This window comes from Faecalibacterium sp. AM43-5AT, from assembly GCF_003603345.1.
Classification (GTDB): domain Bacteria; phylum Bacillota; class Clostridia; order Oscillospirales; family Ruminococcaceae; genus Faecalibacterium; species Faecalibacterium taiwanense.
Genome location: NZ_QVGZ01000001.1, coordinates 409,953 through 423,074, shown reverse-complemented (window position 1 = coordinate 423,074; position 13,122 = coordinate 409,953). Strand labels below are relative to the sequence as shown.

At 56.0% G+C, this 13,122-nt stretch carries 15 protein-coding genes; 13 read left to right on the top strand and 2 right to left on the bottom strand.

Annotation, left to right across the window (positions count from 1 at the left end; translation table 11 throughout):
* Positions 1-94: 94 nt before the first annotated feature.
* Positions 95-628, bottom strand: coding sequence for a YcxB family protein (locus DW937_RS02285; protein ID WP_120120000.1), 534 nt, complete (start codon positions 626-628; stop codon positions 95-97).
* A gap of 137 nt (positions 629-765) precedes the next feature.
* On the opposite strand from DW937_RS02285, the gene DW937_RS02280 reads away from it, so the two are divergent.
* From DW937_RS02280 to DW937_RS02245, 8 genes are all read left to right on the top strand, one after another.
* Positions 766-2,289, top strand: a complete 1,524-nt coding sequence (locus tag DW937_RS02280; RefSeq protein ID WP_243111401.1) for a histidine kinase — start codon at positions 766-768, stop codon at positions 2,287-2,289.
* Positions 2,286-3,095, top strand: coding sequence for a response regulator (locus DW937_RS02275; protein ID WP_120119999.1), 810 nt, complete (start codon positions 2,286-2,288; stop codon positions 3,093-3,095). The genes DW937_RS02280 and DW937_RS02275 overlap by 4 nt, the downstream gene beginning before the upstream one ends.
* Positions 3,092-4,102 carry a TRAP transporter substrate-binding protein gene (locus tag DW937_RS02270; RefSeq protein ID WP_243111400.1) on the top strand — a complete coding sequence of 337 codons (1,011 nt, stop codon included), beginning with the start codon at positions 3,092-3,094 and terminating at the stop codon, positions 4,100-4,102. The genes DW937_RS02275 and DW937_RS02270 overlap by 4 nt, the downstream gene beginning before the upstream one ends.
* 347 nt (positions 4,103-4,449) lie before the next feature.
* Positions 4,450-5,538: a TRAP transporter substrate-binding protein gene (locus DW937_RS02265; RefSeq protein WP_120119998.1), complete on the top strand. Its 1,089-nt coding sequence runs from the start codon at positions 4,450-4,452 to the stop codon at positions 5,536-5,538.
* Between the two features lie 99 nt (positions 5,539-5,637).
* Positions 5,638-6,159 carry a TRAP transporter small permease gene (locus DW937_RS02260; RefSeq protein ID WP_120119997.1) on the top strand — a complete coding sequence of 174 codons (522 nt, stop codon included), beginning with the start codon at positions 5,638-5,640 and terminating at the stop codon, positions 6,157-6,159.
* A 1-nt stretch (position 6,160) separates the two neighbouring features.
* The gene (locus tag DW937_RS02255) at positions 6,161-7,501 is read left to right on the top strand and encodes a TRAP transporter large permease (RefSeq protein ID WP_097777885.1); all 1,341 of its coding nucleotides are present in this window, start codon (positions 6,161-6,163) and stop codon (positions 7,499-7,501) included.
* A gap of 140 nt (positions 7,502-7,641) precedes the next feature.
* The gene (locus DW937_RS02250; RefSeq protein ID WP_120119996.1) at positions 7,642-7,863 is read left to right on the top strand and encodes a hypothetical protein; all 222 of its coding nucleotides are present in this window, start codon (positions 7,642-7,644) and stop codon (positions 7,861-7,863) included.
* Positions 7,860-8,108, top strand: coding sequence for a type II toxin-antitoxin system RelE/ParE family toxin (locus DW937_RS02245; RefSeq protein WP_120079614.1), 249 nt, complete (start codon positions 7,860-7,862; stop codon positions 8,106-8,108). The genes DW937_RS02250 and DW937_RS02245 overlap by 4 nt, the downstream gene beginning before the upstream one ends.
* 37 nt (positions 8,109-8,145) lie before the next feature.
* On the opposite strand, the gene DW937_RS02240 is transcribed toward DW937_RS02245, so the two are convergent.
* Complete coding sequence (locus tag DW937_RS02240) at positions 8,146-8,370, bottom strand: helix-turn-helix transcriptional regulator (RefSeq protein WP_120119995.1); 225 nt, start codon at positions 8,368-8,370, stop codon at positions 8,146-8,148.
* A 143-nt stretch (positions 8,371-8,513) separates the two neighbouring features.
* On the opposite strand from DW937_RS02240, the gene DW937_RS02235 reads away from it, so the two are divergent.
* The 5 genes from DW937_RS02235 (at position 8,514) to DW937_RS02215 (ending at position 13,122) form a co-directional block, all read left to right on the top strand.
* Positions 8,514-9,272 (top strand): Ltp family lipoprotein, encoded by a 759-nt coding sequence (locus DW937_RS02235; protein ID WP_120119994.1) that lies wholly within the window; start codon positions 8,514-8,516, stop codon positions 9,270-9,272.
* Between the two features lie 170 nt (positions 9,273-9,442).
* Entirely contained in the window at positions 9,443-9,643 is a 201-nt protein-coding gene (gene rpmE / locus DW937_RS02230) for a 50S ribosomal protein L31 (protein ID WP_005926533.1), read from the top strand.
* A 189-nt stretch (positions 9,644-9,832) separates the two neighbouring features.
* On the top strand, positions 9,833-10,807 hold the full coding sequence (locus DW937_RS02225; RefSeq protein ID WP_120119993.1) for an ABC transporter ATP-binding protein: 975 nt from the start codon (positions 9,833-9,835) through the stop codon (positions 10,805-10,807).
* Positions 10,804-11,676, top strand: a complete 873-nt coding sequence (locus tag DW937_RS02220) for an ABC transporter permease (RefSeq protein ID WP_120119992.1) — start codon at positions 10,804-10,806, stop codon at positions 11,674-11,676. Before DW937_RS02225 ends, DW937_RS02220 begins: the two co-directional genes overlap by 4 nt.
* 15 nt (positions 11,677-11,691) lie before the next feature.
* The gene (locus DW937_RS02215; RefSeq protein WP_120119991.1) at positions 11,692-13,122 is read left to right on the top strand and encodes a Gldg family protein; all 1,431 of its coding nucleotides are present in this window, start codon (positions 11,692-11,694) and stop codon (positions 13,120-13,122) included.

Genomic DNA, 13,122 nt, shown 5'->3' with positions numbered 1-13,122 from the left:
TTTGCTTTGCCGCAGCGTGGGTTTTTTATATACAAAAAAGAACTGCTGAACGAAATGTCAGCAGTTCTTTTTTGCGTGTGCATATTTTTTGGGATTAACCTTTTCTGCAGTCGTGCAGCTTTTCTTTGGGCAGGATGCCGGCCAAAAACTTCCACACCACTTCCATGCGGTCGTTCAGTAAGTAAGCTTTCTCTTTTTCTACGTAGAGGTACACCGCATTGTCCGTGCGGTAGGCGCAGTAAAAGCTGTCCCATGCGTGGCGGCTGGTGGGTTCGGGCTTGTCCTGCTGGCCGTACATCCACACAGCAATGCCGGTGTCGGCCAGCTCCACACGGTAGAAGGCCCGCGGCAGGTGCATCTGTTTGATCTGCCGGGAAACGCTGCGAAAGAACGAGTAAAAGTAGCTCACCGGCAGGCCGATGCCCACAATGGCAAGCACAGCAGCCAGCAGCCCGGCATCCGGGCGCTTGCCCAGCTGCGAAAGGCAGACGGCGGCAAAAGCCAGCATGATGGCGGCAAAAACAGCGGGACGCAGCCATGCTTTGCGGTGATGGAATGCATCGAACACGGCAAAATCGCGGAAGCCCTGCTCACCCATAGTGGTGGAAACGGAGATGGTCTGGGACATAAAGTCGCCTCCTTTGTATTTATAGGCATCGTACCACAATTGCGTGGTTTAGGCAAGAGAAAAACATGCAAACCTTGCCAATCCGGCCCAAAGCGTGGTACAATAAATCGTTACCAAACGAAAGGAGGCGGCAGGCTTTGCAGCACCGCAAGCGGCAGATCACCCTCAAGCAGCGCATGGGCTTGTGTCTGGCAGCATTTTTTGCGGCCTTTGCCATGCAGCTCACGCTCAATGGCTACCAGTCCAGAGCAGTGCAGGCAGTACAGGACGCGCAGATGGGCTGCTTCAACGCCATCAGCCGCTTTCAGGGCGGTGTGGAAAGCTCTATTTCCGTGCTGGAGAACTACCGCTGGGAGAACAGCGAGCCGGAGGAGATCATTGACCGGCTGCAGTCGGCATCTTCCACCTGCAACGCATGGCTCTGGCGCATCGGTACCAGCCTGAACAGTCTGGAAAGCGTCAGCGATGAACAGCGGGTGCTCTACAGCGCAGTGGATACGGTCTATCAGACCTACACCGGCCTGCTGAATGAGCTGGAAAACGACCTGCTCAGCGGCAACGATGCCGCAGCTTCCCAGCTGTATTATGCAAAGGTGGTACCCTGCGGCGATTACCTGAGCCAGTACACCCTGCAATTGCTGGAAACCGCCATTCAGGATTCCCAGACCACCTACACCACCATCTCGGCCCTGAACGAGCGCATCACCATGCTGCAGACGGTGGTGGTGGCGCTGTGCGTGGCGCTGGGCTGCGTTACCGGTTTGATGGTCATGCGTCTGCTCACGCCGGTGCAGCAGATGATCGCTGCCTCCCGCGCCATTGGCAAAAGTGAGTTCGACACCCCGGACATCCCGCTGCCCAAGCAGCCGGAGATCGCTCAGCTGGCCGAGTCCTTCAACATCATGAAGCACTCCATGGCCCAGCAGGTGACCACCTTGCAGGAGAAAAACGAGATCGAGCGGGAGCTGCACCGCCAGAAGACCGAAGCACTGGAGCTGCAGAACCGCATGGAGCGCAGCCGGCTGCAGCAGCTGCGCAGCCAGATCGACCCGCACTTTCTGTTCAACACCCTGAATGTGATCCAGCAGACCGCCGGCACCGAGACGGCCTACCGTACGCAGGCGCTCATCATGGCGCTTTCGCACCTGCTGCGCTACAGCCTGATGAGCAACGATGAACAGGTGCCGCTCTCCCGTGAGGTGCGCATCGTGGATGAATATTACTCCATCTACCATGTCCGCTTTGGTGAGCGGGTGCGTATGGAGTGGCGCATTTCCGATTCGCTGGATCTTACCGAGACCATGGTGCCGTCCTTTATTTTACAGCCCATCGTGGAAAATGCCTTCAAGCACGGCATCTGCCCCAAAGAGGAGGGCGGTGTGGTGCGCATCCGCGTGAACCCTCTGCGGGAGAAGGGACTGCTGTGCATCCGCGTGGTGGATAACGGCGTGGGCATCCAGCTGGATCAATTACGACAGCTGCGCGGGGCGCTCAGCCAGCCCGGTGAGCGCTGGGAGCATATCGGCATTTATAATGTTGCGGCCCGCCTGCGTCTGCTGGATCGGAACAGCCGCTTTGTGATACGGTCCCATCCGGGACGCGGTACGGCGGTGGTGCTGTATCTGCCATTGGTGGAAAATGAGGAGGAGTTTGAGGAATGATTCGTCTGTTGATCGCGGATGATGAAGCACTGGAACGGGAAACGCTGGCGGACATCGTGGCCCGCCGCTTTGAGCACGAAGTGACCATCGAGACTGCCGAGAACGGCCGCAAGGCAGCGGATACGGCGGTGCTGTGGGGCGCAGACCTGATCCTGATGGACATTGAGATGCCCGGTATGAACGGTCTGGATGCAGCCCGCGCCGTGCTGGAACAGCGCCCGGAGTGCAAGGTGATCTTTGTTACGGCCTACAGTCTGTTCCAGTACGCCCACGAGGCCATGCATCTGGGTGCCTGCGATTATCTGCTCAAGCCGGTGAACCCGGACGAAGTGGAAGCTTCCATCCGCAAGGCTATCCGTCAGATCGAGGCGGGCCGCCGCCTTGCAGAGCTGGCTCCGGTGGAACCGGAGTCGGAAGCTGACCCGGAGAGCGATGCCGCCGAAGCAGGGGAGAACGACCGCAATGCACTGGTCATGGCCCATGTGCGCAAGTATATGGAGGATAACTATATGTTCGACCTCTCGCTGGACAGTGTGAGCGAGATCCTGCATATCAGCCCGGCGTATCTCTCGGCACAGTTCAAGAAGTACCAGAAGATGAACTTTCTGGACTGCCTGACCGAACTGCGGATCAACGCTGCCAAGGAGCTGCTCACCGACCCGTTCCGTTCGGCAGCAGAGGTGGCTTCCATGGTGGGCTACGAGGATTCCAGCTATTTTGCCCGCACCTTTAAAAAACGCACCGGCATGACCCCCACCCAGTACCGCAGGGAAGCGGCCAAGGCTGCACGGGAGGCCCGCCTGTGACCCGCCGTCAGATGCTCACCGCCCTGTTCGGCGCAGCCGTGCTGGCACTGCCGGTGGCGGGCTGCGGCCATCAGCCGGTGCAGGAGCAACAGGGGGCGGAACTGATCCTGCGCTATGCGGAGAACCAGCCGGAGGATTATCCTACTACGCAGGCGGCGCTGGCCTTTGCGGATCTTGTGGCCCAGCGCACCGATGGCCGCGTGAAAGTGCTGGTGTACAGCGGGGGAGAACTGGGCGCGGAGCAGAGCGTGATCCAGCAGATGCAGTTCGGCGGCATTGACTTCTCCCGCGTGTCCCTCAGCCAGCTGGCTGAGTATGAACCGGCGCTGAGCGTATTGCAGCTGCCGTACCTTTACACCGACGCTGACCAGATGTGGCGCGTGCTGGATGGGACCATCGGCGACGAGTTCCTCTCCACGCTGGAGTCGCTGGAGCTGACCGGCCTTTCCTGGTTTGATGCCGGTGTGCGCAGCATCTACACCCGGCAGAAGGTGACAGGCCTTGCGGATCTGCAGGGCCTGACCATCCGCGTGCAGGAATCGGACATGATGAGCGAAATGATCACCGACCTCGGCGCAAAGCCGGTAAAGGTAGTGTACAGCAAGGTGTATGCCGCCCTGCACAACGGTGAGATCGATGGCGCAGAGAACAACTGGCCCAGCTACGAAGCCATGGGTCACTACGAGGTGGCACCTTACTTTTTAAAGGATGAGCACACCCGCGTGCCGGAGGTGCAGCTTGCAAGCCCTGCTGTGATGGAAAAGCTGGCCGCACTGGACGAGCGCTACCCGGAGATCATCCGCCTGTGTGCCCGGGAGAGCGCCAAGGTGGAGCGCAGGCTCTGGGCGCAGCAGGAGGCGGAATCGGAAAGTGATCTGCGTGCAGCAGGCATTGAGGTGACAGAGCTGGACGAAGAAGAAAAGGCAAGGTTCCGTGCTGCTGTGCAGCCGATGTATGATCGGTTTGCCCAGCAGGGCGAATTGATCGCCCGCATCCGGCAGGCATAAGCCCCACAGCAAAGCCCGGAAAAGATGGGCAAAGAAATCAGGAAAACAGAAAAAAGAACCGGCAAAGCGCTGTGTGCTCTGAACCCCAAAGGGAAGGGCATCCAGCGCTTTGCTTCTATCTGGAATACAGAAATGTATCCATCTGTTAGGCGAAGGTGCACAAACAAAAAGTAAAGCACTTGGCATTTTTCACAAAAGAAATTCTGACATTCTTTCAAAAAGCAGGACATTTTTTGAAAGCCCTTGTTTCGTTTAAAAAAATTTGCTAAAGTGTGTACAGTAAATGAACGGTATGCGGGTCCTGTGCAGACCGGGCCGTTCGGGAGATTTAAGGAGGACGATTTATTATGAAAAAGATCACTCGTCGCAGCTTTCTGGCAGCAGCCGGTGTTTCCGCCGCTGCTCTGGCTCTGACCGCATGTGGTGGCTCCAGCAATTCTGCTGCTTCCACCTCTACCGCAGCTTCTTCCACCGCAGCTTCTGCTGCTGGTGATGCTACTGCTGCTGCAAACGATCCCAAGGTGACTCTGGTCTACGCCGAGGTCAACCCGCTGGATACCATCGTTGGCCAGACCGCTACCCACTTCAAGGAGAAGGTCGAGGAGCTGACCGGCGGCTCCGTCGTCATCGATGTGCAGGCTTCCGGCGTTCTGGGTTCTGAGAACGACGTTCTGGACGCAATCCTGGGCGGTTCTACCTCCATCGATATGAGCCGTATCTCCGCTTTCGCACTGACCAGCTATGGCTGCAACAAGTCCAAGCTGCTGTCCATCCCCTTCACCTTCGAGAACCGCGCACACTTCTGGAACTTCGCCAACAGCGATCTGGCACCTGAGTTCCTGAACGAGCCTCAGGAGCTGGGTCTGCCCGTTCGTGGTGTCTTCTACGGCGAAGAGGGCTTCCGTCACTTCTTCACGGTCAACCCGGTTTCCGGCATCGCTGATTTCAAGGGCCTGAAGCTGCGCGTGTCCAACGACCCCGTTATGAACGGCATGGTCGAGAGTCTGGGCGCTAACCCCACCGTCGTTTCCTTCGGTGAGCTGTACAGCGCACTGCAGACCGGCGTTGTGGATGGTGCTGAGCAGCCCATCGCAAACTACAAGTCCAATGCATTCCCCGAGGTTGCCAACAACCTGATCCTGGACGGCCACACTCTGGGTGCTATTCAGGCTGTTATCACCGATAACGCATGGGGCAAGCTGACCGAGAACCAGCAGGCTGCCATCATGGAGGCTGGTGCTGATACGCAGGCCTTCAATGCAGACCTGTCCGAGACCGCTGAGAACAAGGTCCTGGAGGAGCTGAGAAGCTCCGGCTGCAACGTTGTGGATGTTGACGACAAGGCACCCTGGCAGGAGGCCTGCGCTAAGGTCATCAGCGAGAACACCTCCGATCAGGCTGAACTGTATCAGCAGCTGCTGGACATGAAGGCATAATTGAAAAAGCCTTTCCTGTTCTGAGATAGTACATAGCCCGGCGGGGGACTACGGGATACGCCCGCAGACCTGCCGGGTTTTTTATATGGAGGAATTCATATGCCGAAAATCTTTACCACTTTGGATAAGATCAAGCCGGCGTACGACATCACCTACAAAGTGGTCCTGTTTATCTGCAAGCTGCTGTTGATCGCAGATATCCTCATCACTACCATGTCGGTCATCGGTCGTTACGTCTCGTTCATCCCGGACCCGGCATGGTCGGAAGAAGTTGTGCTGACCTGCATGAGCTACATGGCCGTGCTGAGTGCTGCTCTGGCCATCCGCCGCGGTGCCCATATCCGCATGACTGCGTTTGACGTGTATCTGCCCAAAACCGCCGTCAAGGTGCTGGATATTCTGGCCGATCTTGCCGTGTGCATTCTGGGTGTCATCATGATGGTGGTCGGCTGGAACTATGCCACCACTCTGGGCGGCCGCGGCTTCTACGTGTCCATGCCCTGGCTGAGCCGCTTCTGGATGTACTTCCCGGTGCCGCTGGCCGGTGTTGCCATGATCATCTTCGAGATCGAGGCACTGTACAACCACATCAAGAGCATTTTTGTAAAGGAGGAAGTGTAATATGACAGTTCAGACACTGGCAATCATTGTCCTTCTTGTCAGCTTCTTTGTAATGATCTTCCTGCGTTTCCCCATTGCATACGCCGTTGGCCTTTCCAGCGTGCTGTGCATGATGGTGCAGGGTCAGGCACTGACCGATGTCTGCCGTCTGATGGTCAAGGGCATTTCTTCCTTCAGCCTGATGGCCGTGCCGTTCTTCATCACCATGGGCGTGCTCATGGGCTCCGGCGGCATTTCTGAAAAGCTGATCGCTCTGGCTGATGCCTGCGTGGGCTGGATGCGCGGCGGCATGGCAATGGTCAACATCGTTGCTTCCTACTTCTTCGGCGGTATTTCCGGTTCTGCATCTGCAGATACCGCTTCCATCGGCTCCATCATGATCCCCATGATGGTCGATCAGGGCTACGATGCCGACTTCTCCACTGCTGTTACCATCACCTCCTCCTGCGAGGGCCTGCTGGTTCCTCCGAGCCACAACATGGTCATTTATGCCACTACTGCCGGCGGCATCTCGGTCGGCAGCCTGTTCCTGGCAGGTTATCTGCCCGGCGCTCTGCTGGCCATCGTCCTGATGATCGGTTCCTACATCATCTCGGTCAAGGAGAATTACCCCAAGGGCTCTCCGTTCAGCATCAAGGGCTTCGTTAAGCAGCTGGGCACTTCCATCTGGGCACTGGCCGCTGTTGTTATCGTTGTGTTCGGCGTTGTTGGCGGTGTGTTCACCGCTACCGAGTCTGCAGCTATTGCAGTTATCTACTCTCTGTTCGTGTCGGTGTTCGTCTACAAGGGTCTGGACTGGAAGGGTGTCTGGCATGCGCTGGATGAGTGCGTGAACACTCTGTCCATCGTGCTGATCCTGATCGCCACCTCTGCAGTCTTCGGCAACTGCCTGACCATGCTGCATGTGCCGGATCTGGCTGCAAATGCCATCACCAGCGTCACCGATAACCCCTACATCATCGCTCTGCTGATCGACCTGATCATCTTGGTTCTGGGCTGCATCATGGATATGGCTCCCATCATCCTGATCGCTACTCCCATCCTGCTGCCCATCGCAACCTCCATCGGCATCGATCCCATCCAGTTCGGTATCATCGTGGTTCTGAACTGCGGCATCGGCCTGCTGACTCCTCCTGTCGGCGCTGTGCTGTTCATCGGCTCTGCCGTTGCAAAGCGCCCGATGGAAAAGGTCGTCAAGGCGACCCTGCCGTTCTACCTGTGCATGTTCATTGCACTGCTGCTGCTGACCTTCGTGCCCGACATCAGCCTGGCGATCCCCAAGCTGCTGGGCGGCTACGTCAGCCCCATCACCAACCCGCTGGGTCCTGTGTTCATCCACTGATGGCCTGACGGCGTAAGGTAAAACCGTTAAAGTCCTCTGCATGAAAGTGCAGGGGATTTTTTTGACGCTGTGCAAAAAGATTTTGTTTGACAAAAGAAATCAAAACCCGTATAATGGGAGCCAGAATGGAGGCGTATACCATGAGCACAAGAGAACAGATGGAACTTCTGGCGGATAAGCTGCCGGAATATAAGCTGGCTTATGTTGTGGCCTATATGCAGGGCCTTTTGATGGCGGATGCTGATGAATCAGCAGATGATGCATATTGTGCGAAGCTTCTGGAGGAGTATCAGAACGACCCTGAAAAGGGCCAGTTTGTAAGCTTTGAGGATGCCTGCAAAGAACTGGGGGTCTCACTGTGAAGTGGAACATCCAGATCGATAAAATTGCACTGAAGTTTATTGCAAAGCAGCCTGCTCCGCAGCGTATGCGGATCATGGCCGCAATTGCGAAACTTCCGGAAGATGGGGACATCAAACCAATGGCAGGGCAGGCAGGATATTACCGCCTGCGCGTGGGAACTTACCGGATCGTTTACATGGTGAAGGAAGAAATCGTCACGGTCTGTGTAACAAAAGCCGGAAACCGGGGAGATATTTATAAATAAGTAAAAAACCGTCAGTTGGAAAGCATCCAGCTGACGGCTATCTTTTTAATGGGGGATAGGGTGCGGGTTCATCTGTAAGATTTAACAGGTAATCGGTGCTTGTATTGTAATATCGCGCAAGCATGATAAGAGCTTCGGTAGGGATATCCCGCTTTCCGGTCTCATAATTGGAGTAGCACACCTGAGTACATTTGAGGTAGGAAGCAAGATCGATTTGACGCAGATCATGGTCTTCCCGCAGATTGCGGATTCGATCGTACAAAGGAATACCTCCATTCATAAGACATTACTAATGAAAGTATAGACAAAACATTTTGTTATATTGACATATAAAACAAAATGCTATATATTTATTGCTGTGAAGCTGTTAAATAACAGAAGTTCTTAAAAATGGAGGAATTAAACATGACAAAACCGAAGATGACTGTGTGCAAGAGCTGCGGCGCAGAAATTGCCACAAGTGCAAAAACGTGTCCAAAGTGCGGCGCAAAGATCAAGGCACCAATTTATAAAAGACCGTGGTTTATCATTTTGATTATTATTATTGTGCTGTATGCAATCGGAAGCTCCGGTTCTAACACAGGAAAGAAAACGACAGCGTCACCGGCAAGCAACGTTCCGGCGGCTTCCAGTGTGGCGAGTTCCACCGTACAGGAAGCAGCGACTGCTGCTGTTGAACCGCAGGAGGATAAGGCAGACGACAATGTACCGTCAGAATATAAGTCTGCACTGAAAAAGGCCGAAACTTACAGCAGCATGATGCATATGTCTAAAATTGGCATTTATAATCAGCTGACCTCTGAATATGGAGAACAGTTCTCGGAGGAAGCGGCAGATTATGCAGTGGAAAATCTGGATGCTGATTACGAAGCAAACGCACTGGCAAAAGCTGAAACTTACAGTGACACAATGTATATGTCCAAGGCGGGTATTTATAATCAGCTGATTTCCGAATACGGTGAGCAATTTACCACAGAAGAAGCGCAGTATGCAGTAGATCATATGTCGGCAGACTGGAATGAAAATGCTTTGCAGAAGGCCAAGACTTATCAGAGCACAATGGATATGTCTCACAAAGCAATCTACGATCAGCTGACGTCGGAATATGGTGAGCAGTTTACGGAATCTGAGGCGCAGTACGCAATCGATCATCTGGACGATTGATTTTTAAAAAACTTTATTTTCCCTCTTGCATTCTGTCGGAATCGTGCTATAATAGTAAGGCAATCGTTTCCAAGGCCGCTCGACGGGGTAGCCGATATTGAAGGTTGTGATGGGCACATACATTCATAATATGGCCCCGATAAGTCAGAACCAGAAATGAGGTGAAAAGAATGAAACAGGGTATCCATCCGAACTACGTTGACTGCACCATCACCTGCGCATGCGGCAACGTCATTAAGACTCGTTCCACCAAGCCTGAGATCCACGTCGAAGTTTGCTCCAAGTGCCATCCTTTCTACACTGGCAAGCAGAAGCTGGTTGACACCGGCGGACGTGTTGAGCGCTTCAACAAGCGTTTCGGCCGTAAGTAATTATGGTTTTCTGAGCACCGTTTCCTTCGGGAGACGGTGCTTTTTTGCTGCCTTTTTGGCATATGAAAGGGCGGCCTTAATCATTCTTAAGAATTCTTTTTGCATCCCACCACAGGATTGTCTTAATTTTTACACATTTTCCGTCTAAAATATACCAGCATTGAACTAGATGAAAAAGGAGCGTTTGCTGTGATCGAAGTATCGCATCTGAGCAAAAAGTATGGCACGCACCCTGCCATTGAAGATTTGTCCTTTACGGTGGGCGACGGCCAGATCTTCGGCCTGCTCGGCCCCAACGGCGCGGGCAAATCCACGATCATGAATATCCTCACCGGCTACCTTGCCGCCACCTCCGGTGAAGTGAAGGTGGCGGGCTTCAGCCTGCCGGAGCAGGCCCAGCAGGCCAAGGCCTGTGTGGGCTATCTGCCCGAGCAGCCGCCGCTCTACCCGGAAATGACGGTGCAGGAATATCTGGATTTTGCTGCAGAGCTGAAAGGCATCAAAAAGAAGGCCGACCGCAAAGAACAGGTGCGCAAAGCTGCCCGCCGCACCGGGTTGGAAGAGGTGCTGCCCCGGCTCATCCGCAGTCTGTCCAAGGGCTACCGCCAGCGCGTGGGCATTGCGCAGGCACTGCTGGGCGCGCCGCAGCTCATCATTCTGGACGAGCCTACCGTGGGCCTTGACCCTGCACAGGTCATCGAGATCCGCAGACTGATCCGGGAGCTGGGAAAAAGCCACACGGTCATCCTGTCCAGCCACATCCTCAGCGAGGTGCAGGCAGTGTGCAGTCAGGTACTGATCCTTTCCAAGGGACATCTGGTGGCGGTGGGTGCGCCGGAACAGCTGGCCGAAAAGCTGAACCCCGGCAGCCGTCTGCGCGCTACCGTTCTGGGCGGGGGGAAGACCGTACTGAAAACAGTTGGCTCCATTCCGGGCATCCGCAAGGTGGAGATCGAATCCGAGGCCGACGGACAGGTGACCTTTACCGCAGAAAGTGCCGATGCTTCTGACCGCCGCGCCGAGGTGTCCCGCGCCCTTTCGCAGGCCGGATGCACGGTGCTGGCGTTGGCAGCGGAAAACAGGACGCTGGAGGAAGTGTTCCTTGCACTGACCGAAAACGAGTCTGAAACACCATCGGATGAAGGGGAGGAGAAAACGGAATGATCGCCATTTTCAAACGCGAAGTCCGCAGCAGCTTTCATGGCATGATCGGCTATGTGCTCACCGCCTTTATGCTGGCGGCAACGGCCATCTATTTTGTTGCCCTGAATCTGGGCTACGGCCTGACGGATTTTAGCTATTACACGCTTTACCGCACCACGTTTGTGCTGCTTTTGTATATCCCGGTGCTCACCATGCGCTCCTTTGCAGAGGAACGCCGCACCCGCACCGATCAGCTGCTGCTTACCAGCCCGGTGTCTGTGTGGGAGATCGTGCTGGGCAAATTCTTTGCCCTGTGCGTCATCTTTGCACTGCCGTGCCTTGCCGGTGCGGTCATGATCCTTGTACTGGCCGCACTGGGTGCCACCGGCACGGCCACGCTGGCAAACTGGGCCGCTCTGCTGTGCTATTATCTCATGGGCTGCGCCGCCATTGCCATTGGCGTGTTTCTTTCCAGCCTGACCGAGAATCAGATCATTGCTGCGGTGGCAGGTGTTGCCGCACTGCTGCTGGCCTACATGATGCCCAGCCTGCGCAGCATGTTCACCGCAGGCAGCGCAGTGGCGCTGGCCCTGTTCACCGCCATTGCGGCAGTGCTCAGTGTGGTGGCAGGCCTGCGTACCCGCAGCTTTACGCTGGGCTGCCTGACCTTTGCGGGCTGCTGTGTGGTGCTGACGGCACTGTTCCTGCTGCAGAGCAGCTGGCTGACCGAAGCGTTCAGCGCGGTGCTCAGCGGGCTGTGCCTGTTCACGCCGTTTGAAGAGTTTGTCAACAATAGCTTTTCTATCCCGACGCTGGTGTACTACCTGACCGTGACCATGCTGTTTTTGTTCTTCACGGCGCAGGGGCTGGAAAAGCGCCGCTGGAACTGAGGGGAGGGGAACAACATGAAAAATTTCAAATTTTCTTCCTCCGCAAACGGCAAGGTGTTCCGCAGTGGGCTGTACTCCACGGCCATTCTGGCAGCAGCCATCGTGTTGGCCGTGCTGATCAATCTGCTGGTGGGGGCCATCCCGAAAAAATACACCGAGTTCGACCTCTCTGCCGCCAAAATGTACACGCTGGGCGACAGCTCCAGGCAGCTGATGCAGAGCCTGGATCAGGACGTGACGGTCTACTACCTCTGCGAGACCGGCAGCGAGGATGCCATTATCACCAAGCTGCTGGATCACTACGCCGACGAGAGCGGTCACTTCCACTGGGAGCAGAAGGACCCGGCGCTTTACCCGACCTTTGCAGCGCAGTACGGCGCAGAGGATGCATCCACCGGCAGTCTGATCGTGGTCAGCGGTGAGAACAGCGAAGTGCTGAACGCCGCCGAACTTTACGAGTACGATTACTCCGATTACTACACCACCGGCGCTGCCAACGTGACCTTTGGCGGCGAAAAGCAGATCAGCTCTGCCATCTACAAGCTGACTGCCGCAGCAGAAAGTCATGCCTACTACACCACCAACCACGGCGAGCAGGCGCTTACCTCCTCGCTGACCGAGGCGCTCAAGGCGCAGAATATCAATGCCCAGCCGCTGGATCTGCTCACCGGCACCATCCCGGAGGACTGTGATCTGCTCATCATCAGCGACCCCGCTTCGGATTTTGCAGCTGACGGCCTTGTGAATGAGATCGCGCAGCTGCAGACCTATCTGGAAAACGGCGGCAAGGTGCTGCTGACCACCAGCGGTTATACCGAAACGCCCGCTCTGGATGCAGTGATGGCACAGTTCGGCCTTGCGCGTGAGCCGGGCCTTGTGGTGGAGGGCGATGCGGGCCACGCGCTGTACGGCTACCCGTACTCGCTGTTCCCGGACTACGCGGCCGCCGACGAAAGCACCGCGCTGGACGGCGTAAATCAGAGCACCCATGTGATGCTCTCGGTGGCACAGGGCATCACCATTACCGAGACAGACGATGTGACGGCGGAACCGCTGCTGTATACCACCGAGGATGCCTACAGCAAGCAGGACTTTGATGCCAGCTCTTCTTCCGCAAAGGAAGCCGGCGATACCGACGGCCCATTCTCGCTGGCCGTATGGGCGCGCAATGACTCCACCGGTGCCGAGGTGATCTGGATCGGCTGCCCCAACATGGACAACGAGCAGGTGTACCAGTCCATCCCGGGCAACCTGACCTTCCTGCAGGGCTGTGCCGCTTCGCTGGTAGGGCAGAGCCTGCTCATCGACACCAAAGCACTGGAAGCTGCACCCATCACGGTCCCGGCTTCCGCATCCATGACGCTGGGCATGGTGTTCGTATTCGTGCTGCCCGCAGCAGTGCTCATTGCAGGTGCTGTGGTGGTGCTGCTGCGCCGCCGCAGGTAA

Excerpts from the sequence above, each read along its gene's own strand:
- DW937_RS02250 (WP_120119996.1), top strand. The coding sequence starts at position 7,642 with ATGAGCACAAGAGAACAGATGGAACTTCTGGCGGATAAGCTGCCGGAA.
- DW937_RS02275 (WP_120119999.1), top strand. The coding sequence starts at position 2,286 with ATGATTCGTCTGTTGATCGCGGATGATGAAGCACTGGAACGGGAAACG.
- rpmE (WP_005926533.1), top strand. The coding sequence starts at position 9,443 with ATGAAACAGGGTATCCATCCGAACTACGTTGACTGCACCATCACCTGC.
- DW937_RS02255 (WP_097777885.1), top strand. The coding sequence starts at position 6,161 with ATGACAGTTCAGACACTGGCAATCATTGTCCTTCTTGTCAGCTTCTTT.
- DW937_RS02285 (WP_120120000.1), bottom strand. The coding sequence starts at position 628 with ATGTCCCAGACCATCTCCGTTTCCACCACTATGGGTGAGCAGGGCTTC.
- DW937_RS02265 (WP_120119998.1), top strand. The coding sequence starts at position 4,450 with ATGAAAAAGATCACTCGTCGCAGCTTTCTGGCAGCAGCCGGTGTTTCC.
- DW937_RS02220 (WP_120119992.1), top strand. The coding sequence starts at position 10,804 with ATGATCGCCATTTTCAAACGCGAAGTCCGCAGCAGCTTTCATGGCATG.
- DW937_RS02215 (WP_120119991.1), top strand. The coding sequence starts at position 11,692 with ATGAAAAATTTCAAATTTTCTTCCTCCGCAAACGGCAAGGTGTTCCGC.
- DW937_RS02235 (WP_120119994.1), top strand. The coding sequence starts at position 8,514 with ATGACAAAACCGAAGATGACTGTGTGCAAGAGCTGCGGCGCAGAAATT.
- DW937_RS02260 (WP_120119997.1), top strand. The coding sequence starts at position 5,638 with ATGCCGAAAATCTTTACCACTTTGGATAAGATCAAGCCGGCGTACGAC.